We start from the raw sequence: 19,918 nt of genomic DNA on the forward strand, positions 1-19,918 counted from the left end.
GAATTATAAAACGGATTTCACCCAATCTTCTACAGAAGCCAAAGCTTCTTCTAATTTTTCCGGCTGTTTGCCGCCTGCCTGCGCCATGTCCGGACGGCCTCCGCCGCCTCCGCCGCAAACTTCCGCAGCTTGTTTAACCAGCTTGCCGGCGTGAAGTCCTTTCTCAATGAGGTCCTTTGTGACTCCGGCAGAGATATTAACTTTATCGTTTTGTACCGCACCAAGCACGATCACCGCAGAGCCAAGCTTTGCTTTGAGTTCATCGACCATAGTGCGGAGATGATTCATGTCTTTTGCATTTACTTTTGCCGCAAGCACGTTTACGCCGTCAACTTCTTTTACTTTCGACAGGATTGCTCCTGCTTCCACGTTGCCTAGTTTTGCAAGAAGAGATTCATTTTCTCTTTGTGCTTCCTTCAGTTCAGCCTGCAGAGCCGCGACCCGTTTCGGCACTTCTTTGATATTTGTTTTCAGCTCGTCAGCGGTCTGCTTCAATACAGAAATCTGGCTGTTCATTTCGACGTAAGCGCCTTGTCCCGTTACAGCTTCAATCCGTCTTGTGCCTGCTCCGATTCCGGATTCAGAAACGATTTTAAACAAGCCGATTTCTGCTGTATTTCTGACATGGCAGCCGCCGCACAGCTCTAAGCTGTAATTTCCAACTTGAACGACACGGACAATATCGCCATATTTTTCGCCGAACAGTGCCATCGCACCCATTTCTTTTGCTTCAGCGATCGGTTTCAAATCAATGCTGACCGGGATGCTCGCCCAGATCTTTTCGTTTACGATTCTTTCAATTTGTTCGAGCTCTTCTTTTGTCACTTGGCCAAAGTGCGAGAAGTCAAAACGAAGACGGTTTTCCGTTACAAGAGAGCCCGCCTGATTGACATGAGTTCCAAGAACATCTTTTAGAGCCTGATGCAATAAATGCGTTGCCGTGTGGTTTTTAATGACGCCGCTTCTCATATGGTCTTCAACTTCAGCCGTAACATGCAGGCCTTTTTGAACAGTACCGCTCTCCACAACACCTTCATGCACATGCTGGCCGTTCGGCGCTTTTTGAACATCTTTAATTCTTACAACTGCCTGCTCGTTTCGGAGATAGCCTTTATCGCCGATTTGGCCGCCGCTTTCTGCATAGAACGGTGTTTCATCAAGAATGATTTGAACGCTTTCTCCTTCATGAGCCTCTTCGATTAATTGGCCGTCCCGAAGAAGCACAATGATATTGGCATCAGCTTTGGTTTGAGAATAGCCGACAAATGAGCTTTCATCTGTCACGTCGCGCAGTGCGCCGCCCTGCACCTGCATGCTGCCTACATCCTGGCGGGCGTTTCTTGCCCGTTCACGCTGCTGGTTCATTTCCTCCTCAAAGCCCTCATGGTCAACCGTCATGTTCTCGTCTTCTGCGTATTCTTCAGTCAATTCAACCGGGAATCCATACGTATCATACAGTTTAAACACATCAGCACCTGAGATAACGCTGCTGCCCTTGTCTTTTTCTTTTTTGATCATTTCTGACAGGATCGCAAGCCCTTCATTAAGGGTCTCATGGAAGCGTTCTTCCTCGGTTTTAATGACTTTTGCGATGAAATCCGCTTTCTCTTTCACTTCAGGATAGAAATCAGCCATGATTTCTGCGACAACCGGCACTAAATCAAACATGAACGGACGATGGATGTTGATCGTTTTGGCATAACGCACGGCACGGCGTAATAAGCGTCTTAATACATAGCCGCGGCCTTCATTTGACGGCAGCGCACCGTCACTGACAGCAAAGGCAACCGTTCTGATATGGTCAGCAATCACTTTAAACGCAGTGTCTTTCACATTGTCTTTGCCATATGTTTCACCAGAAATCGATTCTGTTGCTTTGATGATCGGAATAAACAAATCGGTGTCAAAGTTTGTCGGAACATTCTGGATGACAGATACCATTCTTTCAAGACCCATGCCTGTATCAATATTTTTCTTTGGAAGCGGTGTGTACGTGCCGTCAGGGTTATGGTTGAACTCTGAGAACACAAGGTTCCATACTTCCAGGTAACGGTCGTTTTCCCCGCCTGGGTAAAGCTCCGGATCTTCTGGATCATTACCGTATGCTTCACCGCGGTCGTAAAAGATTTCCGTATTCGGTCCGCTCGGCCCTTCACCGATATCCCAGAAGTTCCCTTCCAGACGGATAATTCTTTCTTCAGGAATACCGATTTTTTTCGCCCAAAACTCATATGCCTCTTCATCTTCAGGATGAACCGTAACAGAGAGAAGCTCTTTGTCGAAGCCAATCCACTTGTCGCTCGTTAAAAACTCCCAAGCCCATGTAATGGCTTCTTCTTTGAAATAATCGCCGATGGAAAAGTTTCCGAGCATTTCAAAGAAAGTGTGATGGCGCGCAGTTTTACCTACATTTTCTATATCGTTTGTTCTGATCGCTTTTTGAGCGTTTACGATTCTTGGATTTTCCGGCACGACACGGCCGTCAAAATATTTTTTCAGCGTCGCAACACCGCTGTTGATCCAAAGCAGTGAAGGATCCTCATGAGGCACTAATGACGCGCTTGGCTCTACCGCATGTCCTTTTTCTTTAAAGAAATCCAAAAACATTTGACGCACTTCCGCAGAAGTTAAGTGTTTCATTGTATTTCCTCCTCTATAAAAATCGAAATTCTCTTCAGTGACAGCAAAAAAGCCCTCCCCCTATGCAAACCAACGTTTACACAGGGACGAGAGCTGTCTCGCGGTACCACCCTGATTACGGGCATTCATTCGCCCGTCACCTTTAACCCTGTAACGCAGGATAAGCGGCAGTGATTAACTGCACTCAGGATTAGCTTCCTCCGATCTTCTGATAAAGCTCCTTTCAGCTTATGGAGCTTCTCTCTTTAACAGGGCTTCGGCGTACTCAGATCCGTCACTCGAGATTCGTATGTATTCTACGAGAAATTATAGACAAGCGGCACGCCGATGTCAATGCTCCGTCCTCATCCGCAAAAAATGGATCATCATTACTTTTAAAACAGCCGTCGCAGGAACAGCCAGAATCATCCCGACGATTCCCGCAAGCTCCCCTCCGGCAAGGAGTGCAAGCATGATAACGACCGGATGCATTTTAAGGCTTCTGCCGACAATGAACGGACTGAGGATATTTCCTTCCATAAACTGCAGAATAAACACCGTAATCACCACAACAAGAACCGCCTTGACTGAGATCGTCATCGCAATTAACAACGCAGGAACAGCTCCGATGAAAGGGCCAAAATACGGGATGACATTCGTTACTCCAGAGATAAGGCCAAGTATCAGCGGATATGGAAGCCCAAATACCCAGAACGAAATGCCTGCAATCACGCCAAGAATCAAGCAGACCAAAAGCTGGCCGCGGATATAATCGCCAAGCGAATCATCCACATCCCGCAAAAAGGCGCTGCCCCGCTTTCTCCACGACTTCGGAGTCAAGTACCATACTGTCTTTTTCATTAACTCAATGTCCTTCACCATATAAAACACGAGAAAAGGGATTGTTGCAGCAATTAAGAAGTAATCAAGCACATTGCGGATCCCGCTGATCGCACCCTCGATCGTTCCCGCAAAAAACGCCTCCGTCTGGCGGATCATTTTATCTATACGGTGATGCATACCATCAGGCCAGTCATCCGTATGGTTATGCACATGAAGAAGAAGCCCGTTATACGTTTCGGCAAACATGGGTATATTTTCTGACAGATCCGTCAGCTGCACGATTAAAACAGGCACCCCTTTATACAACGCCCAGCCAATCCCGCCAAAAAAAAGAACATAAATGACCAAGATGCTCAAAGTCCTAGGCAATCCTTTGCCATGCAGCCATTCTGTGACCGGAAGCAATAAATAAGATATAAAAATAGAAATGATCAAGGGAATAAAGATCGTTTTTATGACGAGCCAAAAGGGTGACCATAACATATCAAGCATAAAAAAGACATAGACTGTTAACAGAACCAGCAAACAAATAGCCACCCACAACAAAAGCTGCACCGGTTTTTGGAGCATCTGCTTTCACCTCACCTATATCTTTTGAGGTTTACACGGAATTATTCTTTATGTTTCTTTAGTCAGTCAGAAGTCATGGACATTTTTTCACATTTAATTTTCAGAAAAGTTTGATCATTTACTTTTTGGTCAAATTTCTGATAGGAGGATTGCGATGATCACATTTCAAAATGTAAACAAGCATTACGGAGATTTTCACGTGTTAAAACAAATTAATCTTCAAATCGAAAAAGGCGAAGTCGTTGTTATCATCGGCCCATCCGGTTCCGGTAAAAGCACATTGCTCAGATGCATCAACAGACTTGAGACGATCAATGAGGGAGTGCTCACAGTAAACGGCACCGCCATTAACGACAGAAAAACTGATATCAATAAAGTGCGGCAAAATATCGGGATGGTGTTTCAGCACTTTCATTTATATCCGCATAAAACAGTGCTGCAGAACATCATGCTGGCTCCGGTAAAAGTGCTTAGACAATCACCTGAACAAGCAAAGGAAACGGCGCGGTACTATCTTGAAAAAGTCGGCATCCCAGACAAGGCTGACGCCTATCCTTCCCAGCTTTCCGGCGGGCAGCAGCAGCGTGTTGCCATCGCAAGAGGACTGGCGATGAAGCCGGAGGTCATGCTGTTTGACGAGCCGACATCAGCACTTGATCCTGAAATGATCGGTGAGGTGCTGGATGTCATGAAAACACTCGCCAAAGAAGGCATGACAATGGTTGTCGTGACACACGAAATGGGGTTTGCCAAAGAAGTTGCCGACCGGATTGTCTTCATTGACGAAGGAAAAATTTTAGAAGAAGCAGTGCCGGCTGAATTTTACGCGAACCCGAAGGAAGAACGGGCCCGCTTATTCTTAAGCCGTATTTTAAATCATTAAAACAGAAATGGGGGAGCTTGTATGAAAAAGATTTTTTCTTTAGCATTGATTTCTTTATTCGCTGTCATCTTGCTTGCCGCTTGCGGCAGCAAGGGATCAAACGGAGAAGCCTCAAAGGAGAACAAAAAAGATACGCTAGCCGCCATTAAAGACAATGACAAAATTGTCTTCGGTGTAAAAACGGACACTCGACTGTTCGGTCTTAAAAATCCAAGCTCAGGTGAGATTGAGGGTTTTGATATTGATATTGCTAAACAAATCGCTAAAGACATTTTAGGTGATGAGAAAAAAGCTGAATTTAAAGAGGTCACCTCAAAAACAAGGATTCCTATGCTGCAAAACGGGGATATCGACGCCATTGTCGCCACAATGACGATCACTGAAGAACGAAAAAAGGAAGTTGACTTTTCTGATGTCTATTTCGAGGCCGGGCAATCGCTTCTCGTGAAAAAAGGCAGCAAAATCAAGAGTGTCGAGAATCTTGGCAAAGGCTCAAAAGTTCTTGCAGTAAAAGGCTCCACCTCCTCTCAAAACATTCGTGAAAAGGCGCCTGAAGCATCTGTTTTAGAATTTGAAAACTACGCAGAAGCCTTTACAGCCCTTAAATCGGGGCAAGGCGATGCCCTCACCACAGATAATGCGATTTTATATGGAATGGCTGATGAAAATAAAAATTATCAATTAACAGGAAAGCCTTTTACAGATGAGCCTTACGGGATCGCCGTGAAAAAAGGGCAATCTGCTCTCGCGAAAGAAATCAACGCTTCACTTAAAAAGATGAAGTCGGATGGCAGATACGATGAAATTTATAAAAAATGGATCAAAGAAGACCCAGCTGAATAACAACCATCCCGGGATGAGCAGCCGATGCTCATCCCAATTTGATAAGGAGTGAATAGGCAGATGAATGTGTCAATTCTTTTCGATAACTTCGGCATGTATATGGACGGTTTTTACCATACCTTGCTCGCAAGTGTTATCGCGCTGGCCGGCAGTTTTATCCTCGGCGTTGCTGTAGCGGTTATGAGAATAACAGTCTTTAAGCCGCTGCAATGGTTCGGGACCGCATATGTAGAATTCATCCGCAACATCCCTCTTCTTTTAATTACCTTTGTTTTCTATTTCGGACTTCCAAACGCAGGCCTGAGGCTTGACGGTTTTCAAGCGGGAACGGTTGCTCTCACCATTTATACCTCTGCGTTTATCGCTGAAGCCATCAGAGCAGGAATCCAGTCTGTTTCAAAAGGGCAGATGGAAGCGGCACGCTCGTCAGGCTTTACCTACAGCCAAGCCATGCTCCATATCATTTTGCCGCAGGCAATCAAAATCGTCATTCCGCCTTTAGGCAATCAATTTTTAAACTTAGTCAAAAACTCTTCGATTCTTGGGGTTGTGGCCGGATTGGATCTTATGTACCAAGCCGATTTAGTTTCGTCGAGCACACTCGTTGTATTTGATGTTTATATTTTTGTGGCGCTTTTTTACTTAGTGCTGACGATTCCGCTTAGCATCGGTGTTAACTATCTGGAAAAACGGCTGGAAAAAAGCTATTGATAAGGAGTGAGTTACATTGGATTTCATCGGTGCTTATTCACAGGAGCATTTAGCGTTTTTATGGGATGGCTTTCTCGTCACCTTGTACGTTGCTTTCATCTCCATCATTCTGAGCTTTTTCTTCGGTTTAATCGCAGGCACCCTGCGTTATGCGAAAGTTCCCGTTCTTTCTCAATTGATTGCGGTTCTCGTTGAAACGATCAGAAACCTCCCCTTGCTGTTAATTATTTTCTTTACGTTTTTTGCCCTTCCGGAAATTGGTATTAAGCTTGAAATTACAGCTGCTGCAATTACAGCACTAACGATTTTTGAATCCGCTATGCTATCTGAAATTATCCGAAGCGGACTGAAATCAATTGACAAAGGACAAATTGAAGCGGCGCGCTCCTCCGGGCTGAGCTATACACAGACCCTGTTCTTTATCGTTATGCCGCAAGCGCTTCGCCGCATGGTTCCGCCCATCGTAAGCCAGTTTATTTCTTTATTAAAAGATACATCGCTCGCTGTTGTGATCGCCCTGCCTGAACTGATTCACAACGCGCAAATTATTAACGGCCAAAGCGCAGACGGCAGTTATTTTTTCCCGATCTTTTTACTTGCGGCCCTTATGTATTTCGCAGTCAACTACAGCCTTTCACTCGCAGCAAGACGCCTCGAGGTCCGGCAAACATAGAAAAGGATACTCTTTGGAGAGTATCCTTTTTGCATTAAAACATTTTCGTAATTCTTCTTCTCATCCGCTTCATGCTTCGATTATTCAGCATTTCAGATTGAGTCGCCATTCGGTACACGAGAGCTCCGGCTCCCATTGCCAAAAGAGAAGTCATCGTCCGATTCATCCTGCGCATCTCCTTTCATGATTAAAAATTGATGCTGCGTTCATCCTCAGAAAACAAATCATCCAAGCTGCTTAACGTTCCGTCTTCTTCCACCTGATGAGTTGCAATCTTCCCTTTCGCCACTGTCAGTTCAATAAAACAGCCCCAGCAATAATATTGGTTCACGCCGATTTTGCCGATATCCTTACTTTTGCAATTCGGGCATATAAGCATACCTCACACCTCTATCCGTTCAGAACGATCTCGTCTTTCCGCACCTCGACAAGCGAATCCGCTCTTTGGATCTGGCGCTTGCTTCCCGCCAGGTCAGAAAAGAAACCGTCCGAAAGTTCATATGCTACGATTATGCCCCTGTCCAAACAAAAGTATACATCTTCCAGCATTCCCAATATATCGCCCTCTTGCGATTTCACAAGCTTCATCTTCATCTGCTCGTATGTGAAGCATAATTTCGGAAGAGGCAAAAGCTGTTCTGAACTGACCGAAGCCAATATGCGGTCATCAAGAATGGAAGAGATATCACACGCCCGTAATAGCGCATGATGATGATGCAAAAAGCGTTTTTGTGCAAGAATAAACCCAAGACAATCTCCTTTCAGAGAAAAACAAATATCGGAAATTGCCCCGAGATAACAAGAAGTTCGTTCTGAGTATACTGGGAATCCTTCTACTTCATGGCATGTTCTCAAAGTGTGATCAACCACCTTTTGTTGAACAGGCTTAGGTTTTGCTTTGCGCCTTAGACTCATACGATGAAATCAATTCCACTGCAAATGAAAAAAACTCCCGCTTGCACGGGAGCATTTTATTGCTGTTCTTCTTTCATAAAATCGAATGGTGTAATGCCTTCCATGCCAATGTTGGCGTCGTGTACGCTGAACGGGAGCTCTTTTTGCAAAGCTTCAAGCTCGGCATCCATTTCCTCAACCTGTACGGACAGCCTGTTTTTCAAGGAGGTCTGTCTGACAGTTGCATCATTATTTTTCACGCCCCACTCCAGCGCCTCCTCTTCCCCGCATAAAATGAGAAATTTCTTCGCTCTTGTAATCGCGGTATAAAGAAGGTTTCTTCTGAGCATTCTATAATAGCCTTTCACAACAGGCAAAACCACAATCGGAAATTCACTTCCCTGCGATTTATGAATAGAACAGCAATACGCATGGGTAAATTGATTAAAATCTTTTTTCGTAAATGTCATTTCATTGCCGTCAAAAGAAACGACGGCCATGTCTTCTTTTTCTGTATTTTCCTTTGCATAAAATATCGACGTGATTTCGCCAATATCTCCGTTGAACACATTGTTTTCCGGCTGATTGACAAGCTGCAAAATTTTATCTCCGGTTCTGTAGACAACATCCCCGAACTTCAATTCTCTCCGTTTTTCTTTAGGAGGATTTAAAATGTCCTGCAGCATCACATTCAATTCATTAATGCCGGCTTTTCCTCTGTACATCGGAGCGAGGACCTGAATGTCCTTTGCTGTATAGCCTTTTTTCAATGCATTGGCGACAACCTTCTCAACTACTTCTTTGATTTGCGACCCGCCGCAGCGAATAAAGGAACGGTCCTTTGTCGGGGCAGTCAAATTGTTCGGCAGCAATCCATTTTTCATCTGGTGGGCAAGCTCGACGATTGATGACCCCTCCGCCTGACGATAGATGTCTGTCAGTCTCACAGTCGGAATCACCTGGGATGTCAGCAGGTCTCTGAGCACTTGTCCCGGACCGACGGAAGGCAGCTGGTCTTCGTCTCCGACAATGATGATTTGTATATGATCAGGGATCGCCTTGAACAAATGATTCGCCAGCCATATATCAAGCATACTGGCTTCATCGATAATTAACAGCTTCCCTTCGATCGGCTGATCCTCTGTATGAGTAAAGCCTTCAGCACCGTTCCAGCCAAGCAGCCTGTGTATCGTGACTGCAGGAAGTCCCGTTGATTCACTCATCCGTTTTGCTGCTCTCCCTGTCGGAGCGGCCAAAACAATCGGAAAAGCTTCATCCTTTTTATAAGCTGACGGGTCTAGTGACACACCGTGAAGCTCTCCGTAGAGCTCGACAATCCCTCTGATTACCGTCGTTTTTCCTGTTCCCGGGCCGCCTGTTAAAAGAAGCATCGGCGAGGAAAGGGCTTTTTGAATCGCTTCCTTCTGGCTGGGGGCATACTGAACGTCCATCCGTTCTTCCAGTTCTCCCAACGCGAGCAAAAACTCTGATTCGGGAAACTGGTTCTCATATTCGGTTTGGCTAGCGATATGTTTTACACGCTTTGCAACGTTTTGTTCTGCGTAAAACAGCGAAGGAAAATAACAGCGGCCATCTTCTATGACAATGTCTTTATTTTCTCCAAGGGCAATAATCGCGTTAGCGGCATCCATTTCTGTGATGCGCTGTCCTTCCCTTGCTGACTGATTTAACAGAGATTGGGTGTCAATGATCAGCTGTTCCGTTTCTATGTACGTGTGCCCCTCTGACAGACAAGTCGTTTCAAGCGTGTACAAAATAGCAGCTTTTACCCGCTCAGGATGGTTACCCGAAAGACCCATTCTGCTGCCCAGCTCATCCGCTTTCCCAAACCCGATGCCTTCTACATCCTTCACAAGCTGATAAGGATTTTCCTGAATCTTTTCAAGCGTCTCGGTTTCATAGGCTTGATAGATTTTCATAGACAGCTGCGGGCCAAAGCCAAACTGATTCAAGGAAATCATGATTTGCTCCAGTCCCTGATGCCGCTGCAATGCGCCAGCCAGCGTGTCTGCTTTCTTTTTTGAGAGTCTTGGAACATCATAAAGCACTGAAGCGTCAGCCAATATTTTATTAATGGCGCTGTCGCCCAGCTTTTTCACAATTTCTTCAGCAGTTTTTTTGCCGATTCCCTCGAATAAATCACTCGATAAATATTGAATGATGCCTTCCTTAGTCGTTGGAATCTCCTTTTTGAAATGCTCCGCCTGAAATTGGAGCCCGAATTTTGGATGGGTTACGATCTTTCCGTAAAACGTGTAGGTCTCTTCTTCTTGAAGCGCAGGGAAGTAGCCCGTCACGGATACGGCTTTATCTTCAATGGCTTCGGAGGTCTCTGTGACTTTCACTTTCAGAACCGTATATAAATTGGTGTCATTATGATAGATGACTGTGTTGACTGTCCCTTTTAAATAGGGCTCTTCCTCCAGTTTAAGCTGATCCGGATGCTGCTGCACGAGCTGTCCCTCCTCCTGTGCCTGTTATGATGGATCAATCAGTTTTTTAGCATGAAGCGCAAGCATATGATCTGGCTGGATATCGATTGCCTTGTCCAGCATTTCCAGCGCTTTTTCTCGGTTTTCTTTATAAGCATAAGCGACACCGGCATTATAAAATGCATCTGCATGCCCCGGGTCTTGCTCTGTCACAGCTGAGAATTGGCTGAGCGCTTCGTCCAGCATGCCCTCGTTGGCTAAGCACATCCCGAATTGAAAGCGCGCTTCCGTATCGTTTTCATTCAGTTCGACAGCTCTTTGTAAATATGGCAGTGCAAGCTTAGATTGTTCGAGCTTGACAAGTACCGTTCCGAGCATGTAAAACAGGTCGCCGTTTTCCATCCCCGCACGTAGCGCTTTTTCAAACATGTCTTTCGCTTCTTTGTACATTTCTTTTACAACATAGACATTTCCTGCTCCATAATAAGCAGTGGCTGCGCTACTGTCTAATTCAAGCGCTTTATCATAAAACGCAAGCGCACGTTCCAGCTCGTTTACGGATGAAAGAAGGTTGGCAAAATTGATATACGGAATCGCGTCTTCTTTATTTTCTTCAATCGCTTTTGTAAATGCCTCTGCCGCTTTCTCGTAATCGCCTTCCTGCATCGCCTCTATACCGAGTTGATTATAATCCACCGATCATCTTCCTTTCATTAAAAAACCCCAACTCAGTGTTGAGGTTTTTCATCTTTTATACGTACCACAATTTTGTTCCGTCTTTGTACACATCATCAATTGTCCCGCCGCCAAGGCATTCTTCGCCGTCATAGAAGACAACGGCTTGTCCCGGCGTTACAGCGCGGACTTGTTCATCAAAGATGACTTCCGCTTCACCTTCGCCAGTCATGCGCACTGTTACTTTATGATCTTCTTGGCGGTAACGGAATTTAGCCGTGCAGGAAATCTCTTCACCCTTCATGATATCCGAACGTACCCAGCTGATATTTGTTGCTGTGATTTTGTCAGAATATAAAAGCGGGTTATGGAACCCTTGATCAACGTAGAGGATGTTCTTTTCAAGATCTTTGCCTACCGCAAACCACGGCTCGCCGCTTCCGCCGATGCCAAGGCCGTGACGCTGTCCGATCGTATAGTACATCAACCCGTCGTGGCGGCCTTTTACTTCGCCGTCCATCGTCATCATATCGCCCGGCTGTGCAGGGAGATATTGGCTGAGAAACGTTTTGAAGTTGCGTTCGCCGATAAAGCAGATGCCTGTACTGTCTTTTTTCGTCGCCGTTGCAAGTTCTGCTTCTTTGGCGATTTCACGCACACGGCTTTTTTGAAGTTCGCCGATCGGGAACATGACTTTGCTCAGCGTATCTTCTGTCAGCTGATTCAGGAAGTACGTTTGATCCTTGTTTTCATCAATGCCGCGCAGCATTCTGACTTTTCCGCCGCTTCTGTCTACTCTTGCATAGTGGCCAGTCGCTAAATAGTCGGCGCCAAGTGACAATGCATGCTCCAAAAAGGCTTTGAATTTAATTTCTTTGTTGCACAATACATCCGGGTTTGGTGTTCTGCCTGCTTTATATTCATCAAGGAAGTATTGAAATACCTTCTCATAATATTGCTTTTCAAAGTTTACGGCATAATACGGAATTCCGATTTGGTTGCAGACGCGGATCACATCCTCATAATCCTCTGTCGCCGTGCAAAAACCGTTTTCGTCCGTATCATCCCAGTTTTTCATAAAGATTCCGATTACATCATAGCCCTGTTCTTTTAACAGCAGGGCCGCCACAGATGAGTCTACTCCGCCGGACATGCCGACGACGACTCTTGTATCCTCCGGCCGTTTTTCCATTTCATTCACTCCAATTACTAAGCCGCCTTATTGTGTCAGCCGTTTGACAACGTCGGCCACATGTCTGGCAGCAGTTTTCACTTGCTCAGCCGTATTGCCGAGGCCGAAGCTGATTCGAATAGAGGACGTCAGCCGGTCACTCTCTTCGCCGAACATAGCAGTCAGAACATGTGACGGCAGGACTGAACCGGCCGTGCACGCTGAACCGCTGGAGACAGCGACACCAGCCATATCAAGATTGACCAGCAGCGCTTCCACTGACACACCGGGGAAATAAAGATTCAGAACATGCGGCAGACTGTGCTCTTTGTCCCCGTTGATCTCGAATGCCACACCTGTATCTCTAAGCGTGTCGGCAAAGATTGCTTTAAACGATTGATACTTCTCGTTTTTTTCGTCACGTTCTTCACTTGACAGCTTGATCGCTTCTTTCAGCCCGACAATACCTGGAACATTTTCCGTTCCGGCACGGCGTTTTCTTTCTTGCTCTCCTCCGAATAAAAGCGGTGAAAGCTTCACATCTTTACTAGCATATAAAAAGCCTGTCCCTTTTGGCCCGTTGAGCTTGTGCCCGGAAACAGACAGAAGGTCAATATGGCTGTTTTTCACATCAATTGGCAGCAACCCGAATGCCTGAACAGCATCGGTATGAAAATAAGCTTTGTGTTCCTTTAACAGCTCACCGATTTCTTCGATCGGCTGCACTGTTCCGACTTCATTATTTCCATACATCACTGTCACAAGGATTGTATCATCACGCAGTGCTTCTTTCACCTGTTTTGCACTGACTCTTCCATTTTGGTCAACGTCCAGATACGTTATGTCAAATCCGTCTCCCTCAAGTTTTTCACATGTGTGAAGCACGGCGTGATGCTCAATTTTTGTTGTGATGATATGTCTGCCAAGATCTTTTCTTGCAAGTGCGGTTCCCATGATCGCCAAGTTATCAGCTTCCGTTCCCCCGCTTGTAAAAATGATCTCCTGCTCTGCCGCTCCGATTTCTGCTGCGATCTGCGCTCTTGCTTCATCCACCCATTTTCGAGATTCTCTGCCAAATGAATGAATACTGGAGGGATTACCGAAACTGCCGGAGAAGTGCGGTATCATTTTTTCCAGCACGCGCTCATCCATCGGAGACGTTGCGGCATGATCTAAATAAATCCGTTCCATTATGTTTACACCTCTGATCTAAATATAGAACATATAAGCTTCTTGCTCTCCGTCTGTATAGCTGGCAAGATCCTCTAATGTTGTACTGTCTAAAACCTCTTTTACAGCATCCCGGATGCGAATCCAGAGCTCACGCTTGGCAGGCTCCTCATCTTCCAGCACTTCAACAGGGCTGATCGGCCCCTCAAGCACACGGATAATATCTCCCGCAGTAATGGCATCCGGCTCACTGCCTAATACATATCCGCCATATGCGCCTCTGATGCTTTTCACTAAACCGGCATTTCTGAGCGGCGATACCAGCTGCTCCAAATAATGCTCGGACAAATTATTCGTCTGTGCGATGCTTTTTAATGAAGTCGGGCCTTCACCGTGCTTTTTTGCAAGCTCGATCATAATGGTGAGCCCGTATCTTCCCTTAGTTGATATTTTCAACATGAACACCTCTGTTATTTCATGATTTTCCACATTTATAATGGTAATTTCTATATGTTTCGTCCGTTTATTATCTTATAGACCAACTGTTATTATAACATACCTTCAGCGAATTTTCATTGAGGCAGAAGGAAAGGGGCCTTTACCCTTTTCTAATGTACGGTTTTCCGTTACCCTGTAATTAAGTAAGGAGAGATGATAGATGAAGCCATTGGCATATCGGATGCGTCCGACAAAAATAGAGGATATTATCGGCCAGCAGCATCTGGTGGCTGAAGATAAAATTATTGGCAGAATGGTCCAGGCAAAACATTTGTCATCCATGATTTTGTACGGGCCGCCCGGAATTGGAAAAACATCAATCGCAACAGCAATCGCCGGTTCAACAAGTATTGCTTTTCGAAAGCTGAATGCTGTCATTAACAATAAAAAAGATATGGAAATCGTAGCTCAGGAAGCCAAGATGTCCGGCCAAGTGATTTTGATTCTGGATGAAGTCCACAGGCTGGATAAAGGAAAACAGGATTTTCTATTACCCTATTTAGAAAACGGAATGATCATTTTGATCGGAGCAACGACGGCTAACCCGTATCATGCCATTAATCCGGCGATCAGAAGCCGGACCCAGATTTTTGAGCTTGAACCGTTAACACCTGATCTGATTAAACAGGCACTGGAACGTGCGCTCCATGATGAGCATCGGGGCCTTGGCACCTATTCTGTATCCATTGATGATCAGGCGATGGAGCATTTTGCCCACGGATGCGGAGGAGATGTCCGCTCCGCTTTAAATGCGCTTGAGCTTGCCGTGTTGTCAACGAAGGAGTCAGCAGACGGTGAAATTCACATTACATTAGAAACCGCGGAAGAATGCTTGCAGAAAAAAAGCTTTTCTCACGATAAAGATGGTGACGCGCATTATGATGTACTGTCCGCTTTTCAAAAATCGATCCGCGGCTCTGATGCCAACGCTGCTCTTCACTATTTGGCTAGATTAATTGAAGCCGGTGATCTGGAGAGCATCGCAAGACGATTGCTTGTTATCGCCTATGAAGATATCGGTTTAGCAAGCCCGCAAGCCGGCCCTAGAGTGCTGAACGCTATTCAGACCGCTGAGCGAGTCGGGTTTCCTGAAGCGCGAATCCCGCTGGCCAACGCAGTTATTGAGCTTTGCCTCTCACCGAAATCAAACTCTGCCATTCTGGCAATCGATGAGGCCCTGGCAGATATCAGAGCCGGAAAAATTGGGGATGTCCCGAAGCATTTAAAAGACGCGCATTATAAAGGAGCTCAGGAATTAGGAAGAGGAATCGACTATAAATACCCGCACAATTACGACAACGGTTGGGTCGAACAACAATACCTCCCTGATCCTCTGAAAAATAAGCAATACTATAAGCCGAAACAGACTGGAAAGTTCGAATCTGCCTTAAAGCAGGTGTACGATAAATTAATGAAAAGAAAATAAAACAAAAACAGCCTTGATCATCAAGGCTGTTTTTATGCATTATTTATCCTTCACACGTTTGATCTCAATGTCTTTCAAAAGATCCATGACAACATGGCCGCCCATAATCAAACCTGCAACTGACGGCACAAAAGCATTAGAGGAAGGCGGCATTTTTGCTTTACGGATTTTCGCTTCGTCATTTCCCACTTCTTTTCTGACATCTTCCCGAATGACAATCGGGCTTTCATCAGAGAAAATCACTTGGACGCCTTTTTTGATACCCTCTTTGCGTAATTTCGTACGGACGACCTTCGCAATTGGATCAGTGTGCGTTTTTGAGATATCAGCGATTTGGAAGCGTGTCGGATCCGTTTTATTTGCTGCACCCATGCTGGAGATGAGCGGAATATCCCGTTTCAGACATTCCTTCATTAAATGAATTTTATAACAGATGGTGTCTGACGCATCAATGACATAGTCAAGATCATAGTCAAAAAACTGCTCATACGTTTCCTCCGTATAGAACATTTTTAACGCGATCACTTCACACTCCGGATTAATGTCTGCGATCCGCGCCTTCATTAAATCAACTTTCGGCTGTCCGACAGTTGAAAGCAGCGCGTGAAGCTGACGGTTTACATTTGTAATGTCGACATCATCTTTGTCGACAAGCAGAATGCGGCCGACGCCTGACCGCGCGAGAGCTTCCGCTGCGAACGACCCGACTCCCCCGACTCCAAGCACAGCAACTGTGCTGTTTTTCAGCGTTTCAAGGCCTTCTTTTCCGATAGCTAATTCATTGCGTGAAAACTGGTGTAACAAGAACCTCACTCCACATTCGTATTCTGGTTTCATCTATAAAATGGCTGATCCATGAGCAGCCGTTTTTTCTACGCACAAAAAATAAAGTCCCAATAGTGCCGTTGCAGCTTTCCTTTGTTTTGAACCCGCTCTCAGCAGGTGGGTGCCCTCTTTTAAATCTTGTAAGTCCTCTTTACCGAATGAAAAGAGGCATGTACGCCATTTAAAAATGCGGGCTCCCAAATCAAAAAAATGTTCGGTCAAAACTAGGTGTACAACTAACACATCAGGACTTTATTTAACTTGTCAAAATCATATCACAGACGATTTTGATTTTCAAGAATCGAACTGCCCAATCAGTTCTTAACTTTTTTCTTGATAGAAAGATGAAGCTCGTCAAGCTGGGCATCGCTTACTTCTCCCGGCGCCTCTGTCATCAGACAACTTGCACTTGCTGTTTTCGGAAATGCAATCGTATCTCTCAGGTTCGTACGTCCAGCGAGAAGCATAACGAGACGGTCTAAGCCGAGTGCGATTCCGCCGTGCGGAGGAGCGCCGTATTCAAATGCTTCCAGCAGGAATCCGAACTGTTCAGCCGCTTCTTCTGGTGAGAAGCCGAGAAGCGCAAACATTTTTTCCTGAATATCCTTTTCGAAAATACGGATTGAACCGCCGCCAAGCTCATAGCCGTTTAAGACGAGGTCATAAGCTTGCGCTTTCATGTCTTCAGGCGCTGTTTCAATCAGCTCAAGGTCTTCTCGGACAGGCATTGTGAACGGATGGTGCGCTGCGTAAAAACGGCCTTCTTCCGGATCATGCTCTAATAGCGGCCAGTCGATGACCCATAAGAAATTGAACAATTTTTCGTCAATCAGCCCGCGCTCTTTCCCAAGCTTTAAGCGCAGGGCGCCGAGTGATGCGGCCACAACTTCGAATTGATCCGCTCCGAACAGCAGCAAATCACCTTCAGCAGCATCAAGTGCTTCAATCAGCTTAGACTGCTTTTCTTCATCAAAGAATTTAGCGATCGGGCCTTTCACTCCGTCTGCCTCAACCTTCACCCAGGCAAGCCCTTTTGCCCCGTAGTTTGCAGCAAAAGCGCCAAGAGCGTCGATGTCTTTTCTGGAGTAATCGCCGGCACCGCCTTTTACATTGATGGCTTTGACCACGCCGCCGTTTGCTACAGCTGATGAGAACACTTTAAATTCCGTATCCTTTACAATGTCAGACACATCTGTCAAAAGCATGTCAAAACGCGTATCCGGTTTATCAGACCCGTACTTGTTCATTGCTTCGTCATACGTCATTCGAGGAAGAGGAAGCTGAAGTTCCTCACCTTTTGTTTCACGCATAACCTTTGCCATCATCTCCTCAGCCAATGACATAATGTCTTCCTGGCTCATAAAGGACATTTCAATATCAATTTGCGTAAACTCAGGCTGACGGTCCGCACGCAAGTCTTCATCGCGGAAACAGCGGGCAATTTGATAATATCGTTCAATGCCTGATACCATCAGAAGCTGTTTAAATAGCTGCGGGGACTGCGGCAGCGCGTAGAACTCACCTTCGTGCACACGGCTCGGCACCAAGTAGTCACGTGCGCCTTCAGGCGTGCTTCCTGTTAAAATCGGCGTTTCAATATCAAGAAACCCATTTTCATCTAAAAAGCTGCGAACAGCTTTCGTCACGTTATGGCGCAGCTGCATCGTCTGGAACATAGCCGGTCTGCGCAAATCTAAGTAACGGTGTTTTAAACGAACGTCCTCTGACACTTCTTCAGCTTGATCAGAAATCGCAAATGGGGGTGTCTTTGCAGCATTTAATACGTTCACTCCATCAGCATGTATTTCGATCGCGCCTGTTTTCAAATTCGGATTAACTGTTCCCTCTTCACGCGCCACCACTTTTCCTTGAATATCAAGCACGTATTCATTTCTGATGCCTTCCGCAACAGCAAGCGCTTCTTTTGACACATCAGGGTTAAAAACGACTTGAACAATTCCCGTACGGTCACGCAAGTCAATAAAAATCAATCCGCCGAGGTCTCGTCTTTTTTGGACCCAGCCTTTCAGCGTTACAGATTCGCCAATTGCTTTTTCAGTTATATCACCGCAATAATATGTTCTTCCAAACAATGCGTTTCACTCCTTATCCCTTTTGGTTTGCCTTCATCACATGTATAAATTCATCAAGTGCCACTTCAATCTGTTCGCCAGTCTGTGCATCCTTTACATTGATTTTGTTTTGGGCAAGCTCATCTTCACCCAAAATCGCAATAAATCTGGCATTTAAGCGATCAGCTGTTTTAAACTGGCCTTTCATTTTCTTATTTTCATAATCGATTTCACTGGAAATGCCTGCTTCTCTCAGTTTGTACACCAATGAAACAGAATAATCCTTTGCTTTTTCGCCGAGTGTGACGATATAGCAGTCGATTCCCTTATCAACAGGCAGTTCTCTTTTTTCAGCATCAATTGCGGCAAGCAAGCGTTCGATGCTCATCGCAAATCCGATGCCCGGTGCTTCAGGTCCGCCGATCTGTTCGACAAGCCCGTCGTAGCGTCCGCCGCCGGCAAGTGTCGTAATCGCGCCAAAGCCCTCCGCATTGCTCATAATTTCAAATGCGGTGTGGTTGTAATAATCCAGCCCTCTCACAAGGTTCGGATCGATTTCATACGAAATGCCAAGATCATTTAAGTATTGTTTCACTTTGTCAAAATAAGCGGCTGATTCTTCATTTAAATATGTCAAAATCGAAGGCGCTGATTTCATCAGCTCATGATCTCGATCTTTTTTGCAGTCCAAGATTCTAAGCGGGTTCGTGTGCAGTCGTGACTGGCAGTCTGAACAAAATTCTTCGATGCGAGGCTCGAAGTGTTTCACGAGCGCTTCTCTGTAGCTTTTGCGGCTATCTTGATCGCCGAGACTGTTTATGACTAGCTTAACGTTTTCTAAACCTGCTTTTTCATAAATACTCATCGCAAGCGACATTACTTCAGCGTCGATTGCAGGGTCTTTCGAACCAATCGCTTCAATTCCAAACTGATAAAACTGGCGGTAACGGCCCGTCTGAGGACGTTCATAACGGAACATCGGCCCGACATAATAAAGCTTTGTCGGCTGTACAGGATTTGCGAACAGCTTGTTTTCATTAAAGGCGCGAACCGCAGCAGCTGTTCCCTCCGGACGAAGCGTCAGGCTTCTGCCTTTGCGGTCCTCGAAGGTATACATTTCTTTTTGTACGATATCCGTTGATTCTCCGACGCCTCTGGCAAACAGTTCTGTATGCTCAAAAATCGGTGTGCGGATTTCTTTATATTGATAAGTGCGGCAAGTGTCTCTCATAATTTGTTCAACATACTGCCAGCGATCTGATTCTCCAGGCAGAATATCCTGTGTTCCTCTCGGAATGTTATATCCCATAGGTAGACCTCCTTATGTATTCCTTATAAAATATCCAATGATCGTTAATGATGAAAATGAAAAAAACTCCCGCCCCTACTATACATGATAGTAGGGACGAGAGTTATACCCGTGGTGCCACCCTAGTTGGAATACGTTCATATTCCCGCTCGATCCTTTAACGCAGGTTCACGTTCACTGCCTAATGGCGTTATTCACGCGTTCAGCAGGAAACCTCCGGAGTGTTGTTTCGAGAAAGACGCAATGGGATCCGCTTTCAGCCTAGGGCGGGTTCCTCTCTAAT

At 45.5% G+C, this 19,918-nt stretch carries 18 protein-coding genes and 1 other RNA gene; 5 read left to right on the top strand and 14 right to left on the bottom strand.

Annotation, left to right across the window (positions count from 1 at the left end; genetic code table 11):
* Nucleotides 1-3 precede the first annotated feature (3 nt).
* Together alaS and RAC86_RS18975 are read right to left on the bottom strand one after the other, a co-directional pair.
* Entirely contained in the window at nucleotides 4-2,640 is a 2,637-nt protein-coding gene (alaS, locus tag RAC86_RS18970; protein ID WP_377885939.1) for an alanine--tRNA ligase, read from the bottom strand.
* Between the two features lie 330 nt (nucleotides 2,641-2,970).
* Nucleotides 2,971-4,032, bottom strand: coding sequence for an AI-2E family transporter (locus RAC86_RS18975; RefSeq protein ID WP_009967889.1), 1,062 nt, complete (start codon nucleotides 4,030-4,032; stop codon nucleotides 2,971-2,973).
* A 154-nt stretch (nucleotides 4,033-4,186) separates the two neighbouring features.
* Between RAC86_RS18975 and RAC86_RS18980 the strand changes: the two genes are divergently transcribed.
* From RAC86_RS18980 to RAC86_RS18995, 4 genes are read left to right on the top strand one after another with little or no spacing between them, the layout of a single operon-like run.
* Nucleotides 4,187-4,915: an amino acid ABC transporter ATP-binding protein gene (locus tag RAC86_RS18980; RefSeq protein ID WP_110109448.1), complete on the top strand. Its 729-nt coding sequence runs from the start codon at nucleotides 4,187-4,189 to the stop codon at nucleotides 4,913-4,915.
* A 21-nt stretch (nucleotides 4,916-4,936) separates the two neighbouring features.
* Complete coding sequence (gene glnH / locus RAC86_RS18985) at nucleotides 4,937-5,758, top strand: glutamine ABC transporter substrate-binding protein GlnH (protein WP_038429393.1); 822 nt, start codon at nucleotides 4,937-4,939, stop codon at nucleotides 5,756-5,758.
* Between the two features lie 60 nt (nucleotides 5,759-5,818).
* Nucleotides 5,819-6,469: an amino acid ABC transporter permease gene (locus RAC86_RS18990; protein ID WP_377885940.1), complete on the top strand. Its 651-nt coding sequence runs from the start codon at nucleotides 5,819-5,821 to the stop codon at nucleotides 6,467-6,469.
* Nucleotides 6,470-6,485: 16 nt separating this feature from the next.
* Nucleotides 6,486-7,142 carry an amino acid ABC transporter permease gene (locus tag RAC86_RS18995; RefSeq protein WP_003229784.1) on the top strand — a complete coding sequence of 219 codons (657 nt, stop codon included), beginning with the start codon at nucleotides 6,486-6,488 and terminating at the stop codon, nucleotides 7,140-7,142.
* Nucleotides 7,143-7,176: 34 nt separating this feature from the next.
* Here RAC86_RS18995 and RAC86_RS19000 read toward each other — a convergent pair whose 3' ends face one another.
* The 8 genes from RAC86_RS19000 to cymR all read right to left on the bottom strand — a co-directional run bounded on the left by RAC86_RS19000 (nucleotide 7,177) and on the right by cymR (nucleotide 13,961).
* On the bottom strand, nucleotides 7,177-7,308 hold the full coding sequence (locus tag RAC86_RS19000; protein WP_377885941.1) for a YrzQ family protein: 132 nt from the start codon (nucleotides 7,306-7,308) through the stop codon (nucleotides 7,177-7,179).
* A 21-nt stretch (nucleotides 7,309-7,329) separates the two neighbouring features.
* Nucleotides 7,330-7,521: a hypothetical protein gene (locus tag RAC86_RS19005; protein ID WP_003225893.1), complete on the bottom strand. Its 192-nt coding sequence runs from the start codon at nucleotides 7,519-7,521 to the stop codon at nucleotides 7,330-7,332.
* A gap of 11 nt (nucleotides 7,522-7,532) precedes the next feature.
* Nucleotides 7,533-8,057, bottom strand: a complete 525-nt coding sequence (locus RAC86_RS19010) for a PRC-barrel domain-containing protein (protein WP_128474132.1) — start codon at nucleotides 8,055-8,057, stop codon at nucleotides 7,533-7,535.
* 56 nt (nucleotides 8,058-8,113) lie between these two features.
* The gene (gene recD2, locus RAC86_RS19015) at nucleotides 8,114-10,510 is read right to left on the bottom strand and encodes an SF1B family DNA helicase RecD2 (RefSeq protein ID WP_377885942.1); all 2,397 of its coding nucleotides are present in this window, start codon (nucleotides 10,508-10,510) and stop codon (nucleotides 8,114-8,116) included.
* Between the two features lie 24 nt (nucleotides 10,511-10,534).
* Nucleotides 10,535-11,155, bottom strand: a complete 621-nt coding sequence (locus RAC86_RS19020; RefSeq protein ID WP_377885943.1) for a tetratricopeptide repeat protein — start codon at nucleotides 11,153-11,155, stop codon at nucleotides 10,535-10,537.
* An 85-nt stretch (nucleotides 11,156-11,240) separates the two neighbouring features.
* The gene (mnmA, locus tag RAC86_RS19025) at nucleotides 11,241-12,356 is read right to left on the bottom strand and encodes a tRNA 2-thiouridine(34) synthase MnmA (RefSeq protein WP_004398509.1); all 1,116 of its coding nucleotides are present in this window, start codon (nucleotides 12,354-12,356) and stop codon (nucleotides 11,241-11,243) included.
* A 27-nt stretch (nucleotides 12,357-12,383) separates the two neighbouring features.
* Nucleotides 12,384-13,526: a cysteine desulfurase family protein gene (locus RAC86_RS19030; RefSeq protein WP_038429396.1), complete on the bottom strand. Its 1,143-nt coding sequence runs from the start codon at nucleotides 13,524-13,526 to the stop codon at nucleotides 12,384-12,386.
* Nucleotides 13,527-13,544: 18 nt separating this feature from the next.
* The gene (gene cymR / locus RAC86_RS19035) at nucleotides 13,545-13,961 is read right to left on the bottom strand and encodes a cysteine metabolism transcriptional regulator CymR (RefSeq protein ID WP_003225879.1); all 417 of its coding nucleotides are present in this window, start codon (nucleotides 13,959-13,961) and stop codon (nucleotides 13,545-13,547) included.
* A gap of 202 nt (nucleotides 13,962-14,163) precedes the next feature.
* Here cymR and RAC86_RS19040 point away from each other — a divergent pair, with 202 nt between their 5' ends.
* On the top strand, nucleotides 14,164-15,429 hold the full coding sequence (locus RAC86_RS19040) for a replication-associated recombination protein A (RefSeq protein WP_015714437.1): 1,266 nt from the start codon (nucleotides 14,164-14,166) through the stop codon (nucleotides 15,427-15,429).
* Between the two features lie 39 nt (nucleotides 15,430-15,468).
* Here RAC86_RS19040 and RAC86_RS19045 read toward each other — a convergent pair whose 3' ends face one another.
* From RAC86_RS19045 to hisS, 4 genes are all read right to left on the bottom strand, one after another.
* Nucleotides 15,469-16,233 carry a tRNA threonylcarbamoyladenosine dehydratase gene (locus RAC86_RS19045; RefSeq protein ID WP_003229763.1) on the bottom strand — a complete coding sequence of 255 codons (765 nt, stop codon included), beginning with the start codon at nucleotides 16,231-16,233 and terminating at the stop codon, nucleotides 15,469-15,471.
* Between the two features lie 82 nt (nucleotides 16,234-16,315).
* A non-coding RNA gene (ssrS, locus tag RAC86_RS19050) (6S RNA) lies at nucleotides 16,316-16,508 on the bottom strand.
* A gap of 60 nt (nucleotides 16,509-16,568) precedes the next feature.
* Nucleotides 16,569-18,347 (bottom strand): aspartate--tRNA ligase, encoded by a 1,779-nt coding sequence (gene aspS / locus RAC86_RS19055; RefSeq protein ID WP_256682912.1) that lies wholly within the window; start codon nucleotides 18,345-18,347, stop codon nucleotides 16,569-16,571.
* Nucleotides 18,348-18,360: 13 nt separating this feature from the next.
* Nucleotides 18,361-19,635 carry a histidine--tRNA ligase gene (gene hisS / locus RAC86_RS19060; protein WP_326227525.1) on the bottom strand — a complete coding sequence of 425 codons (1,275 nt, stop codon included), beginning with the start codon at nucleotides 19,633-19,635 and terminating at the stop codon, nucleotides 18,361-18,363.
* Nucleotides 19,636-19,918 lie beyond the last annotated feature (283 nt).

The sequence above is a fragment of the Bacillus sp. LR_5 genome (assembly GCF_042709275.1).

Excerpts from the sequence above, each read along its gene's own strand:
- glnH (WP_038429393.1), top strand. The coding sequence starts at position 4,937 with ATGAAAAAGATTTTTTCTTTAGCATTGATTTCTTTATTCGCTGTCATC.
- RAC86_RS18990 (WP_377885940.1), top strand. The coding sequence starts at position 5,819 with ATGAATGTGTCAATTCTTTTCGATAACTTCGGCATGTATATGGACGGT.
- RAC86_RS18975 (WP_009967889.1), bottom strand. The coding sequence starts at position 4,032 with ATGCTCCAAAAACCGGTGCAGCTTTTGTTGTGGGTGGCTATTTGTTTG.
- RAC86_RS19000 (WP_377885941.1), bottom strand. The coding sequence starts at position 7,308 with ATGAATCGGACGATGACTTCTCTTTTGGCAATGGGAGCCGGAGCTCTC.
- RAC86_RS19005 (WP_003225893.1), bottom strand. The coding sequence starts at position 7,521 with ATGCTTATATGCCCGAATTGCAAAAGTAAGGATATCGGCAAAATCGGC.
- RAC86_RS19040 (WP_015714437.1), top strand. The coding sequence starts at position 14,164 with ATGAAGCCATTGGCATATCGGATGCGTCCGACAAAAATAGAGGATATT.
- RAC86_RS18980 (WP_110109448.1), top strand. The coding sequence starts at position 4,187 with ATGATCACATTTCAAAATGTAAACAAGCATTACGGAGATTTTCACGTG.
- alaS (WP_377885939.1), bottom strand. The coding sequence starts at position 2,640 with ATGAAACACTTAACTTCTGCGGAAGTGCGTCAAATGTTTTTGGATTTC.
- hisS (WP_326227525.1), bottom strand. The coding sequence starts at position 19,635 with ATGGGATATAACATTCCGAGAGGAACACAGGATATTCTGCCTGGAGAA.
- RAC86_RS19010 (WP_128474132.1), bottom strand. The coding sequence starts at position 8,057 with ATGAGTCTAAGGCGCAAAGCAAAACCTAAGCCTGTTCAACAAAAGGTG.
- RAC86_RS19030 (WP_038429396.1), bottom strand. The coding sequence starts at position 13,526 with ATGGAACGGATTTATTTAGATCATGCCGCAACGTCTCCGATGGATGAG.
- mnmA (WP_004398509.1), bottom strand. The coding sequence starts at position 12,356 with ATGGAAAAACGGCCGGAGGATACAAGAGTCGTCGTCGGCATGTCCGGC.
- RAC86_RS19020 (WP_377885943.1), bottom strand. The coding sequence starts at position 11,155 with ATGCAGGAAGGCGATTACGAGAAAGCGGCAGAGGCATTTACAAAAGCG.